Origin of the sequence: Halapricum sp. CBA1109, from assembly GCF_009741825.1 — an archaeon.
GTDB lineage: Archaea > Halobacteriota > Halobacteria > Halobacteriales > Haloarculaceae > Halapricum.
This window is the reverse complement of record NZ_WPCA01000062.1, coordinates 1-15489: the sequence shown is the minus strand read 5'-3', so window position 1 is coordinate 15489 and position 15489 is coordinate 1. Positions and strand designations below refer to the sequence as shown.

The window sequence follows — 15489 nt, the reverse complement described above, 5'->3', positions numbered from 1 at the left end:
GCGCGTCAGTCGTCGTCGGCCGCGGCCGCGACCGGTTCGCCTTCGCGCGGGAACTCCTCGATGGTCGCAGCGCGGAAGGCGGACTCGTCGAACTCGTACTCGCCGTCGAGGAACTCGACGATCTGGTGGGTGTCGTTCATCGCGTTCTTCAGGCAGGTCGAGGCCCCCGGCGACGGCGTGATGTTGAAGATGATGTCCTCACCGGTGATCTTTGCCTCGCCCATATCGAGTTGCTTCGTGCTGGTGTCGACGATCTGTGGCCGGACGCCGCCGTAGCCTTTCGCGCGGCTGATGTCGCCGGCGTCAACGCTCGGGACGACCTTCTGGACGTGCGGGAGGAACGCGCGCTTGCCGACCGCGGGCACGTCGTAGACGAGGTTCTTCAGCACGTACGGCAGCAGGACCTTGTCGGCGAGGATGTTGGCGTAACTCAGGAACGACGCCGGCGTGAAGCCGAAGACGTCGAAGAAGTCCGCGATGGTGTCGACCTCGCCGCGTTCCAGCGCCGGCACGAGTTTCGCCGTCGGCCCGAAGCGCGTGATGGAGTCGTCGTGGACGTCGGCGTCGCCGTGGACCGCCGCGAACGGCAGTTTCTTCATCTGGAGGGTGTACACCTTGCCGTTCAGCAGGTCGTCGGCGAGGAAGAAGCTCCCCGCGACCGGGAGCAGGGACATATCCTCCCCGTAGCCCATCTGCTTGGCGAACTGGAGGCTGTGGGAGCCGGCAGCGACGACGGTCACGTCCGTCTCGAAGGTGCCGCGCGTCGTCTCGACCTCGTAGTCGCCGTCGATAGTCCGCTCGACGTTTTTCACTTCGGTACTGGTGTAGACGTCGACGCCGGGCACCTCGCTGGCGCTGTCGACGAAGGACTTCGACACCGAACCGTAGTCGACGACGTAGCCGTCGGGCGTCTGCAGGGCCATCAGGTCCGTCCGCGGGTCCCGACCCTCGACAACCTTCGGTTCGAGGTCGGCTATCTCCTCGCGGCCGATGGCCTCGAGTTTGGGGAAGAGGTCGCCGAAGCCCTCCTCGTCGTAGCGCCGTTCGAGGGAGTCGACCTCCTCGTCCCCGACGGCCAGCACCATCTTCGAGCGCTTGTCGTGCATCTCCCGGTCGGGGTCCGCGTTCTCCAAGTACCCCGCCAGCAGTTCCGCGCCCTCCTTGACCTCCTTGGCCTTCTCGAGGGTGTAGTTCGTCTCGATGTCCCCGAAGTGCAGCGTCTGGGAGTTGTTCGTGTAGTTGGAGTTGACGGCCGCGATGCCCGCCTCCTTCTCTACGAGGGCGACTCTGTCGATGTCGGTGAAGTTCGCCACCGTGTACAACAGCGACGCCCCGCTGATACCGCCGCCGACGATGACGAGATCATAGTCCTCTGTCATATTTGGGAAGTACGGTAACTCGTCTCGTCCGTTAGTTCTGCCGAATAAATGCGTTTCTATCTGTCGAGTGTGAAAGTCCGTGAAGAATTTGCGACGGTGCGGTCGCCGCGTCAGACGCCGCGACCCTGCATCTTCTCCTCTTCCGGGAGGTCGACGTTCGCGTCACCCTCCATACCCTGGCCGGCGTTGGAGGCGATGTCGACCAGCGTCTCGGGGTCGTCCCAGTTGTTGACGGCCTCGACGATGGCAGTACCCATCGCGCGGGGGTTCTCCGCGCCGAAGATACCCGACCCGACGAAGATGCCGTCACAGCCGTGGTGCATCATCAGCGCCGCGTCTGCGGGCGTGGCGATGCCGCCGGCCGCGAAGTTGACTACCGGGAGGCGGCCCATCTCGGCCGTCTCGTGGACGAGTTCGGCGGGCGCCTCGTGCTCGCGGGCCCACTTCTCGCGCTCCTCGTGGCTCATCCCTTCGAGTTGGCGGATCGCTCCCTTGATGTTGCGCTGGTGGTGGACGGCCTGGTTCACGTCGCCGGTGCCGGCCTCGCCTTTCGTTCGGATCATCGCCGCGCCCTCGTCGATGCGGCGCAGGGCCTCCTGGAGGTTGCGCGCGCCACAGACGAACGGCGCGGTGAACTCGCGCTTGTCGATGTGGTAGCGGTCGTCGGCCGGTGTGAGAACCTCGGACTCGTCGACCATATCCGCGCCGGCGGCTTCGAGAATCTGGGCCTCCTTCGTGTGACCGATTCGGGACTTGCCCATCACCGGGATGGACACCTCGTCGATAATCTCCGTGAGGGAGGCCGGGTCGGCCATCCGCGCGACGCCGCCGCGCTTGCGGATGTCCGCCGGGACGGCCTCGAGGTTCATCACGGCCACCGCACCGACGTCCTCGGCGATCCGTGCCTGTTCTTTGTTGACGACGTCCATGATGACGCCGCCTTTCTGCATCTTGGCGAACCCGCGCTTGACCAGATCGGTCCCGCGCTTGAGGTCTTCGAGATCAGTCGCTTCGGGCATACCCCCGCTTGGGTGTGGACCCACTTATCCGTGTTCTTCGGTCCCGGAGAGCGAAAACGGGCATTTCGGCCGTTCACGAACCGTCTGCGTGCCTGCCTGACCGGCTCCGGCACTGCGTTCGGTGGCTCCGCTACCGTTTTGTTCGTCCCGGCCGGAGCGGTCGCATATGTCCGCTGGCGTCGGCCGACGAGTGGAAGGGTTCCTCGCGCGGTACTTCGACCGGCCGCTCCCCGACCGGCCGGATCTGCCGTGGTACGTCGCGCCGCTTCCGGGTTGGCTCGAGGACATCGGCCTGCGACTGGCGTGGCCCATCGTCCTCGTCAACCTCGTCGGGACGCTGTTCGGGTTCTGGTACTACGCCGGCCGACCGCTGGAACTTTCCGTCGGCGGGCAACTCGGGGCCGCGCCGGTCGCCGCCTACCCGTTGATTCCGGACAGCCCCGTCGCCACGCTGTTCATCGCGCTGTCGCTTGCGGCGTGGCGACTGGGTTACGACGCCGACTGGCTCCACGCGCTGGCGTTTTTCGGCTGTATCAAACTCGGCCTCTGGACGCCGTACGTCCAGTTGTTCCTCAACGGCCCGGAGGGCATCCCTATGTGGCTGTACGTCTTCCTCGTCGTGAGCCACCTCGCGATGGCCGTACAGGCGTTCCTTATCTACCGCTACGCGACGTTCTCTGTCGGTGCCGTCGCCGTCCCCGCCCTCTGGTACGGGTTCAATGACGTCGTCGACTACTTCTGGCCGGTGCTGGAAGGGCCCCACCACACGACACTGCGCGCGGAAGTCGTCGTCGGCGGTATCGACCACACCCTCCCGGCACACGACTTCGCGGCCGTGTGCGCGGTGGCGCTCACGCTGTTGGCGACGTTTCTAGCGCTTGCCACGCGGATAGAGACGCTGAAGCGTCAGAAATAGGTACTACTAGTTTATCCCCTCGGCCGTCCTCTCTTTGTTCGAACACTATGGCACCAGAAACACTAACCGAGGCGGAGATAGCCGGCGACGGTGTACAGACCGCAGAGCGGGGCGAGTCGGGGCTCGACGCCAACGTCGCCGGGGCGCTGTCGTACGCGCTCGGGATCCTGACCGGCGTGGTGTTTTCGTCGTCGACGACCGGCCGTCGGTCCGGTTCCACGCCGCACAGAGTATGCTGCTCTCGGCCGCGATCATCGGGGCGTTCGTGGCGTTGAGCGTCGTGAACACCGTCGTGTTCGCCACGCTGTTCGGCGACCTGTTCCTCGTCGGGACGCTGCTGTGGCTCGGCCTCTCGCTGGTGTGGCTGGCGCTCAGTCTCGGCGGGTTCGTCCTCTGGGCGTATATGCTATACAGCACCTACACCGGCGCGGACGTCCACCTACCCGTCATCGGTGACATCGCCGAGAACATCGCGTCGAAGTGACGGCCCTACAGCGAGATATCCCGGTCGTCGCTGTGTGAGCGGACCCACAGTTCGCCGATGCGCGAGAGCCGCGTCCGGTAGGACTTGCCGTGGGACTCCTGTTCGATGTAGCCTTTCCCGCCCGGCCCGAGTCGGTCGACGTTGTACAGCACCTTCGAGCGGAAGCTATCGGTGTACTCCTCGCCCAAATCACGGGCGAGCGCCTGAGCCAACTCGGAGACGGACTCGAACTCGCCGTGTTCGCCGAGGGTGAAGAGAATGACCTCCTCGAAGGGCTTGACGTTCGAGAAGGAGGCGACCGGCAACTCGACGATGTAACTGCCGTCTATCTCCTTGGCGCCGATGGTCGTCCCGCGCTCGTCGAACTCCGCCAGCAGTTCGCGGGCGCTCTCTAAACGCTCCTCTACTCGGTCGTCCTCGACATCGTCGTCGATGTCTTCCAAGAGGTCGATACCCTGCCTCAGTTCCTCGGCCAGTTCGGTCTCCAGATACTTCTCGGGGGCCGTGTAGTAGGTGTGGATACGGTCGCGGTCGCCCTCGCGTTCGACCATAATGGAGTGAGCGGCCGTGGCGAAGGCGAACGACACCGGGCGGGGCATCGCGGAGATGTTGACCCACACCTCGGCGTCGTCCCCGCGGTCGAGTTCGTCGTTGATGAGTTCGAACGCCTGCGCGAAGGCGGCGTCGTAGTCGTAGACGTCTTCGAGCGTGACGCGTTCGGTCTCTGCGCCCAACAGGTTCCGGAAGTCGGTCTCCAGTTGCCCGGCGATGCCCTGTGAGTACTCGACGTTTGCCTCGCTACCGACCGCGCCCTCCAGTAGTATCGCGCGGTCGACGTCGAGTTGCTCGCGCACGAGGGGCGCGATGAGCCGGTCGTAATCGAACCCGACCGGGACGATGTGGGTGTGCATACGTATCTGGTCGGCGTGACCGGATAAAAAAGCGCAGTTTCGGTCGCCCGGCGTCAGGCGGCACACTCCTCCGGGAGGTCGATGGGTCCGACCTCGCCCCACGAACTGTAATCGTACGTGGCGCTCTCGAAGTCCTCCCCTCCGAGCACTTCGATGCGGCGGATGTAGCCCGTCGAGACGCTGACGTACGCGACCTGTGAGTATCCAGCCTCGTTCTCGAACTCGTAGACGTAGACGTCTTCGCCGTCGAGCGTCTCCCGCCCCGTCGGCGTCACGTCGATTTCGGCGTCCGAGGAGTCCGTCGGGGCCTCCGTCGAGTCCGGTAGCTCCGTACAGCCGCGCTCAGTGGCGATGTAGGACGTGCCGTCGACCCGGTAGACGTTCTGGGTCCCCTGCGGGGTTTCGATAGTCGCGCTGTAGTCGTCACCGTTCACCCGGTAGCTCACCGCGTTCGTCCCGTTGTCGGTGACGACCTCTCCGTCTATTGCGAACGAGTCCGCCGAGACGACTGCCTCTTGGAAGGCCGGACCGCTGGTGTCGTCCGGCTGGTCGTCGCCAGTGTCGGTCTGCTCGTCGTCCTCGCCGTCGTCAGTTTGCTCTTGTTCGCCAGTGTCAGTCTGCTCGTCGTCCTCGCCGTCGTCGGTCTGTTCGTCGTCCCCGTTGCTGTCGTCCGGTTGGTCGTCGTCGGTGCTGGTCTGCTCGTCGCCCGGCGAATCGGTCTCGTCCGCGTCGTCGTCCCCCTCCTCGTCGCCACCGTCCCCACCGGAACAGCCAGCGACGGCGAACGTGCCGCCGGCCGCGACCAACCCGAGGAACCGTCTTCTGTTCGGATCCATATGGGCAGTGTGCGTCGCCAATCGACTTAAGCATTCGTCTAGTTGATATTTCTTCTCCAGCTATTTATCGAGTGCAGTACTCTCCGTTTCGGCCACTCCGTACGGCTCTGTCCATCCGACGGTCCCGATTCGGGGATGGGTCCCGGCGATCCTCGCTCGGCAATTCCCCGGCAGTACAACCGAAGAATACGAGTCCCCCCGGCAGTCAGTTGACGTATGGAAATCGAGATGGACACAGCCCTCGACGAAGTCGCGGCGGCGTCGCCGCTGGTCAACGCGGTCACGAACAACGTCACGGTCAACGACGTGGCGCAGGTCATCCTCCACTGGGGCGGCCTGCCGGTGATGTCCGACGACGAGCGAGAGGTCGGAGATATGGTCGCGGCGGCGGGGGCCTGCCTACTCAATATGGGGACCGTCAGCGAGGCGGGCGAGGCGACGATGATCGAAGCGGGCGAGGCCGCGAACGAGCGGGACATCCCCGTCGTCGTCGACCCCGTCGGCGTCGGCGCGACGCCGACCCGCGACCGTGTGGCCGAGCGACTCGTCACCGAACTCGACGTGGCGATTCTCAAGGGCAACTACGGCGAGATAACGGCGCTTTCGGGCGAGGACGCCGACGTACGGGGCGTCGAGTCCGTCGGCGAGTATTCCGACATCGCGACGACGGCCGTCGCGGCCGCCCAGCAGTTCGACACTGTCGTCGTCGCCTCCGGCGAAACGGACGTGGTCGCGACCGCCGACGGGGCCTACGAAGTCACGGCTGGCCACCCCGATATGGGCACCGTCGTCGGTACCGGGTGTATGCTCGGCGGGACCGTCGCGACGTTCGCGGGCGCTATCGAGGAGACGGAACGGGCGGCACTGGCGGGCACCGTGGGCTTCGGCCTCGCCGGCGAGGCGGCCGCCGCCGAGGAGTTCGGCGCGGTCCACGGCCCCGGAAGCTACAACGTCGCGTTCAAGGACGCTATCGCCGGTCTCGGTGGGGTCGACACCGACAGCGCCGACAGCCGCATCGAAGAAATCCTCTCGACGTCGTGATGGGAGGGGAGTCGCCAGTCGCGCTGATCACCGGCGCGAGTCGCGGTATCGGCGCGGCGACGGCCCGAGTGCTCGCCGGCGAGGGCTACACCGTCGTCCTCGCGGCCCGGACCGAGTCGGACCTCCGCTCGGTGGCGGCCGATATCGAGGCCGACCACGGCGTGCCGGCACACGTCGTTCCGACGGACGTGAGCGACCACGAGGCCGTCACGGCGCTGGTCGAGACGACCCGCGAGCGCTGTGGCCGCCTCGACGTCGCCGTCGTCAACGCCGGCGTCGGCGAGCGACAGGACGTCCCCCTCGATGACCTCCCAATCGAGGAGTACCACGCCGTCACGCGGACGAACGTCGACGGAGCCTTCTACACGACGCGGGCGGTCCTGCCGGCACTCCGGGAGAGCGAGGGGACCCTCGTCTACGTCGGGAGCTATATGGCCAAATATCCCAACACGTCGACGCCGATATACGCCGCCTCGAAGTGGTGGCTCCGCGGGTTCGCCCACAGCATCGCGGGTCGGGCGGGCCCGGACGGCGTCGCGGTGTCGCTGATCAACCCCTCGGGCGTCCCGACGGCCTTCGGCGAGGAACTCCGCGGCGAGTCGAACGAACAGCGACTGAACCACGACGCGGTCGTCTCGGCCGCGGACGTGGCGGACGCGGTGGCGACGGCCGTCGAGCAGGACGCCCCGGGGACCGTCGCGGAACTGGACCTCTTCCGGCGGGACATCCACGAGCGGTTCTGAGCTCAGACTTTGTCGACGTCGGCAGCGCTCTCGGCCTGTTCGCGGACCGACGACAGCGTGGCGCTGGGGCTGGTCGCGGCGACGGCCGCCTCGACAGCCCCCTCGAGCACCGGAGCGTTTGCGATGGCGGCGTCGACGTCGCTGGTCTCGATTGCGACTTCGGCGTTCATCACCGCGCTCCCGAGGTCGACGAGGACGACGACGCCGTCGCCGCTGTCGGCCGCCGACAGCGCCGCCTCGATGTCGCCCGGGACGGTCCCGATACCGCCGTGGCCGTCGCCGCCGACGGCCTCGATTGTGGTGTCGCCGCCCATCTCGGCGGCCACCTCGACGATGCCTTCGGCCGCCCGTTCGCTGTGGGAGACGACGACGAGTCCGACGCTCATACGTCCTCGTCCGGAATCGTCGGGGACGTGGCGTCGGCGTCCGCGACGGTCACGTCTCCGTGTTCCTGTGCGACTTCTAGCAGCGCTTCGAGGATGAACAGCGTGCTCGTCGCGCCCGGGTCCTGGTGGCCGACCGAGCGCCAACCGAGATACGAGGCTCGGCCTTTCGAGGCGCGGATGGGGACGGTGAAGTCGACGCCCCGACGGGCCGCTTCGACGGCCTTCGCCAGCGCCTCGACCGGCGGCAACTCGTCGGTCTCGATGGACTTTTTGAAGGTGTGAACGGCGGGGACGAGGGCGTCGACCATCGTCGCGTCGCCGACGCTCGCGTCACCGCGGTCCTGTACCTTCTCCAGATACGTCTCGGCGAAGGCGACGGCGCTCTCGGGGGTCAGGCCCTCGTCCAGTTCCGCGCTGGCGAACACCAGCGACCCGCCGTACAGCGGTCCGGCCGCGCCGCCGACTTCGGCCATCACCGTCTTGCCGGTCGTCTTCACTACCGTTGCGGCGTCGGGGTCCTCCACGTCGGCGGCCGCGTCGGCAGCGGCCCGCCAACCGCGGGCCATATTGCCGCCGTGGTCGGCGTCACCGATGGCCGAGTCCAACTCCGTCAGGTGGTCGCGCTCGGCTTCCAGCCGCGTCGCAACGCGCTCGACGGCCGCGACGGCCGCAGTACCTGCGCCGGTCATTGGACCGAGAGCGCGGGCGTGTCGGCCGGCGCGTCGAACAACTCCGTGAGTTCGTCGTCGACGACACAGACCGTGATCGAACAGCCCTCCATATCGAGCGAGGTCATGTAGTCGCCGACCCACGCGTCGTACGTCTCGATGCCGCGGTCGCCCAACAGCTCCTGTAGCCGCCGGTTGACGACGAACAGTTCCATCTGGGGTGTCCCGCCCATCCCGTTGACGATGGTGAGGACCTCCTGCCCCGCCTCGACGTCGAGGTCGTCAAGCACCGCCTCGGTCAGTTCGTCGGTGATGTCGTCGGCGGCCATCATATCGGCGTTCTCGACGCCGGGTTCGCCGTGGATACCGATGCCGAGTTCTATCTCGTCCTCGCCGAGGTCGAAGGTCGGTTCGCCTTTCTCGGGGGTGACACAGGAGGTGAGCGCGACGCCCATCGTCCCGACGTTGTCGACGACTTTCTGCCCGACGCGCTGGACCTCCGCCAGCGACGCGCCCTCGGCGGCCTTCGCGCCGACGGCCTTGTGGACGAGGATGGTGCCACAGACCCCTCGGCGGCCGGAGGTGTACAGCGAGTCCTCGACGGCCACGTCGTCGTCGACGACCACCGTCTCGACGTCGACGCCTTCCATCTCGACGAGGTCGATGGCCGTCTCGAAGTTCATCACGTCGCCCTCGTAGTTTTTGATGACGGCGAGGACGCCCTCGCCGGCGTCACACGCGTCCAGTAACGCCTCGAACTCGTCGGCCGTCGGCGAGGAGAACACGTCGCCGGCGGCCGCGCCGTCGAGCATCCCGTCGCCGATGTAGCCCGCGTGGGTCGGTTCGTGACCGCTGCCGCCGCCGGTCGCTATCCCGACTTTCCCGTCGGGTGTTCCGTCCGCCCGTACCACGACCTGTGTGTCCTCGAGCCGTCGGAGCCGGTCCGGGTACGTCTGGACCATCCCGTCGAGCATCTCTTCAACTACGTCGTCCGGATCGTTGATCAGTTTCTTCATACGATTCTATAATGAACGACAATGATAATAAGACTGCCGTGGTACGCGCCGCGTCGGGCCGGTCCGGGTCACGACAATTATTTCCCACGAGATGATCTATGATGATTCGTCCATGCACGCAGTCATGGCATCATCATCAACACCGGGCCCGAGTGCCCAGATCATCAATGCAAGATTCAGCGAAATACCTCATCCACGCGAACATCACGGCGAACGGGGTGGTCGAGCGGAGTGACGTCGTCGGCGCTATCTTCGGCCAGACCGAGGGGCTACTGGGCGACCAGCTAGACCTCCGTGAGCTACAGGACTCGGCGAAAGTCGGTCGCATCGACGTCGAGATAGAGTCCGAACAGGGCCAATCCTACGGCGAGATAACCATCGCCAGCGGTCTCGACCGCGTCGAGACGGCCATCCTCGCAGCCTCACTGGAGACTATCGACCGCGTCGGCCCCTGTCGGTCGACGATAGAGGTCCGGGAACTGGAAGACGTCAGGCAGGCCAAGCGCCGGGCGGTCATCGAGCGCGCCAAGGACCTCCTGAGACGTTCGACGAGTCGGTACTCTCAAGCGAGGAACTGATCGAGGAGGTCCGCCGCAGCGCGCGCGTCGAGCACATCACCGAGTACGAGGGGTTGCCCGCGGGGCCGCGCGTCGCGGCCTCGGACGCGATAATCGTCGTCGAGGGCCGGTCGGACGTGTTGCGCCTGCTGGAGTACGGCGTGAAAAACGCTATCGCCGTCGAGGGGACCGACGTGCCCCCTGCGGTTGCCGAGTTGACTCACGAGCGGACGGTCACGGCCTTCTTAGACGGTGACCGCGGCGGCGACCTCATCCTCAAGGAACTCGCGCAGGTCGGAGCCGTCGACTACGTCACGTTCGCGCCGTCGGGAACGTCCGTCGAGGACCTCTCCCGGCAGGCCGTGATGCGCGCGCTCCGCGAGAAGGTCCCCTTCGAGGAGTTGGCCGACGCGGAAACGCCCCACGAGGCCGCGACCGGGGGCGAGACGCCCCCCGAAGCGACCTCGGACGGTGGCGCGGCGACGGCACCGCTCGCGGCGGAGCGTCGACGGGCGACCAGCGTCCAGCGACCCCCCCGGACGACGAGGTGGCTGGCGACGACGGGGACGGACAGGAGGACCAGTCATCGGGAGAAGCGGCGGGCACCGCCGAAGAGAGCGAGGATGGGACGGCCGGCGATGGAGCGAACGACGGGGAGGCGACCGGAGAGGACGCCGACCAAGCCCCCGCGACCGACGAGGAAAGCGGGGACCGTCCGCTGACGCTGTCGGACCACGTCGCGGCCGTCATCGACGAGGCGAGCGGGACGGTCCGGTTGCTGAACGACTGTCTGGAACCGATGGCCGACGCGCCGGCGGCGGACGCGTTCGACACCATCGCCGAGTCCGAGGAGGTGCCGCGGACGGTCCTGCTCGACGGCGAACTCGACCAGCGGGTGCTGGACATCTCCGCCCAGCGCGGGGTCGACCGCATCGTCGCCCGCAGCGAGGGCCAGTTCGTCAAGAAGCCGGCGGCCGTCCAGATAGAGACGGTCGCCTAGTCGAGGCGTCGCTCGTAGACGACGGCGTCGCCGCCGTCGGCGTAGTGGCCCGGTTCGCGGTCGACGGCCGCGAACCCCCTGTTCTCGTAGAACCCGCGCGCCCGGTCGTCGTCCGCCCGGGCGGTCAACCTGAGTGTGTCTATTCCGTTCGCCCGGAGCCGGTCGACGGCCGTATCGACCAACTGCGAGCCGACGCCCTCGCCCTGCCGGGTCGGCCGGACGGCCAGTTCCGGGACGTAGGCCTCGACGTCGCCGACGGCGAAGAGGATGTAGCCGACCGGGAAGCCGTCGTCTTCCGCCAGCAGCGCCGTCTCGGCGGCGAGGAGACTGTCGACCAGAAGCGACGGCGACGGTTCGGCGAGGGCGAGGCGCTGGATGCGCTCGACCGCCCGGCGGTCGTCGGTGCTCGCGGGGCGGACGGTGACGCTCACAGCAGGACCACGCCGGCGACGGCGCCGCCGACGAGTCCGGCCGCGACGGTAGCGAGGAAGTTCACACCCTGATTGCCGACCCGGTCGCCCTCGACCGTCGCGCCGAGGAGGCTGTCGACGGTCATCCCGGCGACGCCGGCGAGGACGACGACGGCGAACCCGGCGAGGCCCACGTCGAAGAAGGCCGTACAGATGCCCGCGATCAGGAAGGCGCCCGCGAGGCCGGCTAGTTCGCCCTGCCACGTCACCGCGCCGTCAGTCCCGGGGTCGACGACTTCGAAGGTCGTGATGAGCCGCGGGTCGTCGAAGAGGCCGCCGATCTCCGAGGAGAGGGTGTCGCTCATCGCGGCCGCGACCGACCCAGCGAAGATGTAGAGGAAGATACCCTCGGGGGCGACCGCGAGGTGGTCGCTGGCGCCGTGGGCGAGGACGGCGAACAGCGCCACCAGCGAGTTCGCCAGGACGTTGCCGCTGCCGCGCGCGCCGTCGTTCGGTTCCGCGATGCCGCGTTCTGCCTTGCGGTCGTACTTGAGTTTCGAGGCGAGGCCGCCGACGCCGAAGAAGGTGATCAACATCGCGAACCAGCCGTAGTCGCCGACGACGATGGTCAACAGGCCCAGCAGGACGCCGGTCAACATCCCGGGGAGCGAGGCGGTGTCGAGCGCGTAGGAGAGATAGCCAAGCAGGACAGTCACGGCCAGAGCGACGCCGATTCGGGTGGCCGACACCTCGATACCGAGGTCGGCGAACAGCCACAACAGGAGGCCGACGGTGAACAACACGACGGGGTCGTCACGCTCGAAGAGGACGGTCCGCAACAGCGCGCCCGTCAGGCGCCGCTGGTCGCAAGGAAGGCCACGAGCGGAACCGAGAGCGAGGCCCCGAGTATCGACTGGGTGAGGAGTGCGCCGGCGACGCCGGCGGCCGACCCGCCGACGACGAACCCGGCCGTGGCGAGGACCGGTTCGTCGCGGACCGCTCGGACCGCGTGGCCGGCGAGGTTTCCGTAGCTTACCACCAGCACGCTGGCGACGAAGACGGCCGTCGGCATCCCGAAGGCAGTACTCAGAAGCGAGAGGCCGGCGACGGCGAGGGCGAACCCGGCGAGGCCGTACAACCGTCCGTCGCGCCGGTCGCCGGGGCGAGCGAACAACTCGAAGAGGACGCCGTCCTCGAGCAGAAACAGTCCGGCGACGGCGACGGCGAGGAAGGGACTGGCGGCCGCGACGGTCGCTGCCGGCCGGTCGAGACCACCCACGAGCAGGGGGACGACCAGCGCGAGCGACCCGATAGTGGCGAACGCGCCGGCGCGCCGGACTGTCGTAGTCACGCTACCGGGCGTTTTCCCGAGGGCTACTTCCCAGTTTCGAACCGCGAGCCGTGGGGTTTTCATCGGCGGTCCTCCAATCGGGCGCTGTGGGACTGTACGAACGCTATCTCGCCGCCCGCCTCCGCTACAGCGACGCCGACCTCCCGGACTGTATCGCGGTCGTCCTGACCGAACGGGACCTGCTGGAAGCCGGAGCCTACGACACGCTCGAAGCCGTCTCCGGGTGGGCATTCGAGTTCGGCGCGGACCTCCTGCTGGTGTACGTGAGCGTCCTCGACGAGGACGCCATCCCGACGCTCCGCCGGGAACTCGAGAGCGTCGACGCCCCGCGGCCCGTCGCCGTCAGGGACCCCGAGGCCGACGACCGCGCCGACGCGCCGATTCAGGTCAGCATCGGCCTCGGCGGCAAACACGAGTTCACGACCGCCGTCCGCAACCTCGCCACCGCCGTCGAGGCCGGGACGCTCGACCCCGCGGACATCGACGAGGACACTGTCGAGTCAGAACTCGTCTTCCCGACGCCCCGGACCTGGTACTCAAGACCGGCGCCGAACGCCTCTCGGACTTCATGATCTGGCAGTCGGTGTACTCGGAGCTGTACTTCACCGACGTCAACTGGCGGGACTTCCGCAAGCGGGACTACCTCCGAGCGCTCCGGGACTACCAGAACCGCCAGCGCCGCTTCGGCCGGTGAGCGTCGCCGACATCATCGTTCGTGACGTTTACTCTATTCCGAATAAAGACTTATACCCGGGTAGTGGTAAGCGTCGGTCGTACTATGTCACACGCAGTTCACTCACAGCAGTCGACGGCCACGCGGTTCACTGTCGCCGAACAGGAGACGGATTTCTCCGACGACGTCGTCGTCGTCCGGACGAAACGCTACGCGTTCTACTGGCTTCTCTCGGACACGCCGGTGTTGTTGTCAGTCAGGGACTACGACGGGACGGACGTGACGGGTACCGTCGACCCGCCCGACGGGATGTACGAGCGGGTCGCCCAGCACTGACCCGGCAGGCGTCGCGCGGTCACAGGTGGTCGTGACCGACCGCCTCAGTCCGAAGAGGTATCGAACTCGCCGTCCTCGATAGGCGGCGCCTCGTCGCTCGGGAGGGCGTCGCGGAACCGGCGGTAGACGCGGCGGGCTTCGCCGCCGGCGCCCGGCCCGACGGCGCGGATGAGCGCGAGGGCCCGACGGGCCCGGGTCCGTCGCCACGACGCCTTCCGTGACTCGTAGGTCCGGATCGACCGGAGGAAGTCTATCTTGCGGAACTCCGGCCAGTACGGCGTACAGAAGTAGACGGCGGCCTCGTTGCCGTTTGCGTGCCACGGCAGGAAGTTCGAGGTGCGCTCGTCGCCGCCGGTCCGGATGATCAGGTCCACGTCCCGTGTCGGCCCCTCGTAGAGGCGGTTCTCGACGGTGTCGACGTCGACGTCCGCCGGCGTCAGATTCCCGTCTTGGACCTCGCGGGCGATGTCGCGGGCGGCCCCGAGCAGTTCCGTGCGGCCGCCGTAGGCCAACGCGATGTTCAGGGTGAACTGGTCGTAGTCGCCGGTCCGGTCCTCGGCGTAGTCGACGGCGTCGCGGACGCGGTCCGGGAGGCGGTGTATCTCGCCGATGGCCCGGATGCGGACGCCCGACTCGTGGACCCGGTCGGCGTCGGCGAACTCCCGTAGTTTGGCCTCGATGAGGTCGAACAAGTCCTGCAGTTGGTCCTCCGGGCGGTCGAAGTTCTCCGTCGAGAAGGTGTACAGCGTCAGTTCCTCGATGCCGAGTTCCTCACACCAGTTCAGCACGGCCTCGGTCGTGTCCGCGCCCTCGCGGTGCCCGTCTGTCGGGTCCGCGCCCTGCTTGCGGGCGTACCGACGGTTGCCGTCTTGGATCACCGCGACGTGGTCCGGCGTGCCCGAGAGTTCGTGCTGGAGGAGGCGTTCGTAGGCGGTGTCGAGGAGGCGACGGAGGCGAGCGGCCATTCATCCGGATAGTTTCGCCCACCGAACATGAGTGTTGCTGTTCGGCGCGAGACCGTCACCGGTATCAGTTGCCGCTTCCGACTCGGGAGTATGGCCGAAGAGATCACCGATCCGGAACTGTACGCACAGGCCGAGGCCTTGCTCGAACCGGGCGAAATCGAACTGAACGGGATCATCGTCCACACGGGGCTTGACACGGACGCGGAGGCGACGCTCCACCAGCAGACCATCGAAATCGGGGACATCATCGCCGAACACGCGGCTCCGGGCGAGGACACCTACGTCTACTCCGGCAACGACGACCCGGAGTTCGGCCTCAACCAACACCAGGGCCTGACGCTTGCCGACGACGAGTTCGTCTGGGAGTGCCAGCAACTCCGGCGTGAGGGCGAGTTCAAAGTCGTCTTTTATTACGAGAGCGACGCCGACCAGTCGGCTATCATCGCTGACGCCCGCGACGCCGGCCACACCGTCGAGTCCGTCGAGGGCTAGAGCCGTTCGAGGCAGTTCCAACAGCGGTCGTACTCGGCGTCGTTGGTCGCATCACACGCCGGACACGTCACCACGTCGTCGCGTCGGGGTCCCAGTTCGGCGCGTCCTCGGGCGACGGCGAGTCGGCGACCGCCTGTCCCTGTTCGGGCCGGTCCCACTCCGTCCCCGGGGCCGCGGTGTCGCCGGAGACCGACGCCGCGCCGTCGCTCCCGGTCTCCGTCGGGAGCGTGTCGGTACCGACGTAGTCGATGAGACGGAACAACACGGTGAGCACGGCCACCGGTATCAGTGCGACGGCGACGAGGA

Annotated in this window: 16 protein-coding genes and 3 pseudogenes; 8 read left to right on the top strand and 11 right to left on the bottom strand. The window is 67.2% G+C overall.

The features are described 5' to 3' along the window. Positions 1 to 5 precede the first annotated feature (5 nt). Both GJ629_RS08505 and pdxS read right to left on the bottom strand, forming a co-directional pair. A complete protein-coding gene (locus GJ629_RS08505; protein ID WP_157512598.1) occupies positions 6 to 1379 on the bottom strand; it encodes an FAD-dependent oxidoreductase in 1374 nt (457 codons plus the stop codon). A 110-nt stretch (positions 1380 to 1489) separates the two neighbouring features. Beyond that, on the bottom strand, positions 1490 to 2398 hold the full coding sequence (gene pdxS / locus GJ629_RS08500; protein ID WP_157512597.1) for a pyridoxal 5'-phosphate synthase lyase subunit PdxS: 909 nt from the start codon (positions 2396 to 2398) through the stop codon (positions 1490 to 1492). A 166-nt stretch (positions 2399 to 2564) separates the two neighbouring features. Between pdxS and GJ629_RS08495 the strand changes: the two genes are divergently transcribed. Together GJ629_RS08495 and GJ629_RS08490 are read left to right on the top strand one after the other, a co-directional pair. After that, on the top strand, positions 2565 to 3314 hold the full coding sequence (locus tag GJ629_RS08495) for a DUF1405 domain-containing protein (protein ID WP_157512596.1): 750 nt from the start codon (positions 2565 to 2567) through the stop codon (positions 3312 to 3314). A 232-nt stretch (positions 3315 to 3546) separates the two neighbouring features. Next, positions 3547 to 3798, top strand: a complete 252-nt coding sequence (locus GJ629_RS08490) for a hypothetical protein (RefSeq protein ID WP_157512595.1) — start codon at positions 3547 to 3549, stop codon at positions 3796 to 3798. A 5-nt stretch (positions 3799 to 3803) separates the two neighbouring features. On the opposite strand, the gene GJ629_RS08485 is transcribed toward GJ629_RS08490, so the two are convergent. Further along, positions 3804 to 4709 carry a DUF6293 family protein gene (locus GJ629_RS08485; protein ID WP_157512594.1) on the bottom strand — a complete coding sequence of 302 codons (906 nt, stop codon included), beginning with the start codon at positions 4707 to 4709 and terminating at the stop codon, positions 3804 to 3806. 53 nt (positions 4710 to 4762) lie between these two features. After that, positions 4763 to 5545 (bottom strand): hypothetical protein, encoded by a 783-nt coding sequence (locus GJ629_RS08480; protein ID WP_157512593.1) that lies wholly within the window; start codon positions 5543 to 5545, stop codon positions 4763 to 4765. Positions 5546 to 5761: 216 nt separating this feature from the next. Between GJ629_RS08480 and thiM the strand changes: the two genes are divergently transcribed. Both thiM and GJ629_RS08470 read left to right on the top strand, forming a co-directional pair. Further along, a complete protein-coding gene (thiM, locus tag GJ629_RS08475; protein ID WP_157512592.1) occupies positions 5762 to 6586 on the top strand; it encodes a hydroxyethylthiazole kinase in 825 nt (274 codons plus the stop codon). Further along, entirely contained in the window at positions 6586 to 7329 is a 744-nt protein-coding gene (locus GJ629_RS08470) for an SDR family oxidoreductase (RefSeq protein ID WP_157512591.1), read from the top strand. The genes thiM and GJ629_RS08470 overlap by 1 nt, the downstream gene beginning before the upstream one ends. Before the next feature lie 2 nt (positions 7330 to 7331). On the opposite strand, the gene GJ629_RS08465 is transcribed toward GJ629_RS08470, so the two are convergent. From GJ629_RS08465 to dhaK, 3 genes are read right to left on the bottom strand one after another with little or no spacing between them, the layout of a single operon-like run. Continuing rightward, on the bottom strand, positions 7332 to 7715 hold the full coding sequence (locus GJ629_RS08465; RefSeq protein WP_157512590.1) for a PTS-dependent dihydroxyacetone kinase phosphotransferase subunit DhaM: 384 nt from the start codon (positions 7713 to 7715) through the stop codon (positions 7332 to 7334). After that, entirely contained in the window at positions 7712 to 8404 is a 693-nt protein-coding gene (gene dhaL, locus GJ629_RS08460; RefSeq protein ID WP_157512589.1) for a dihydroxyacetone kinase subunit DhaL, read from the bottom strand. The genes GJ629_RS08465 and dhaL overlap by 4 nt, the downstream gene beginning before the upstream one ends. Then, entirely contained in the window at positions 8401 to 9399 is a 999-nt protein-coding gene (gene dhaK / locus GJ629_RS08455; protein ID WP_157512588.1) for a dihydroxyacetone kinase subunit DhaK, read from the bottom strand. Before dhaK ends, dhaL begins: the two co-directional genes overlap by 4 nt. Positions 9400 to 9566: 167 nt before the next feature. Here dhaK and dnaG point away from each other — a divergent pair. Beyond that, positions 9567 to 10956, top strand: a pseudogene (gene dnaG, locus GJ629_RS08450) (DNA primase DnaG). Here dnaG and GJ629_RS08445 read toward each other — a convergent pair. Then, complete coding sequence (locus GJ629_RS08445) at positions 10953 to 11387, bottom strand: N-acetyltransferase (RefSeq protein WP_157512587.1); 435 nt, start codon at positions 11385 to 11387, stop codon at positions 10953 to 10955. The pseudogene dnaG and the gene GJ629_RS08445 overlap by 4 nt on opposite strands. After that, positions 11384 to 12717 (bottom strand): annotated as a pseudogene (locus tag GJ629_RS08440) (DUF92 domain-containing protein). The gene GJ629_RS08445 and the pseudogene GJ629_RS08440 overlap by 4 nt, the downstream one beginning before the upstream one ends. An 86-nt stretch (positions 12718 to 12803) precedes the next feature. Here GJ629_RS08440 and GJ629_RS08435 point away from each other — a divergent pair. Next, positions 12804 to 13411 (top strand): annotated as a pseudogene (locus tag GJ629_RS08435) (undecaprenyl diphosphate synthase family protein). Positions 13412 to 13495: 84 nt separating this feature from the next. Next, positions 13496 to 13726 carry a hypothetical protein gene (locus GJ629_RS08430; protein ID WP_157512586.1) on the top strand — a complete coding sequence of 77 codons (231 nt, stop codon included), beginning with the start codon at positions 13496 to 13498 and terminating at the stop codon, positions 13724 to 13726. A gap of 44 nt (positions 13727 to 13770) precedes the next feature. Here GJ629_RS08430 and uppS read toward each other — a convergent pair whose 3' ends face one another. Then, on the bottom strand, positions 13771 to 14691 hold the full coding sequence (gene uppS, locus GJ629_RS08425) for a polyprenyl diphosphate synthase (RefSeq protein WP_157512585.1): 921 nt from the start codon (positions 14689 to 14691) through the stop codon (positions 13771 to 13773). A gap of 90 nt (positions 14692 to 14781) precedes the next feature. On the opposite strand from uppS, the gene GJ629_RS08420 reads away from it, so the two are divergent. Continuing rightward, a complete protein-coding gene (locus GJ629_RS08420; RefSeq protein ID WP_157512599.1) occupies positions 14782 to 15183 on the top strand; it encodes a DUF5778 family protein in 402 nt (133 codons plus the stop codon). A gap of 67 nt (positions 15184 to 15250) precedes the next feature. On the opposite strand, the gene GJ629_RS16150 is transcribed toward GJ629_RS08420, so the two are convergent. Next, positions 15251 to 15489: hypothetical protein (locus GJ629_RS16150; protein WP_197428510.1), on the bottom strand; the 239-nt coding region annotated here is incomplete at its 5' end.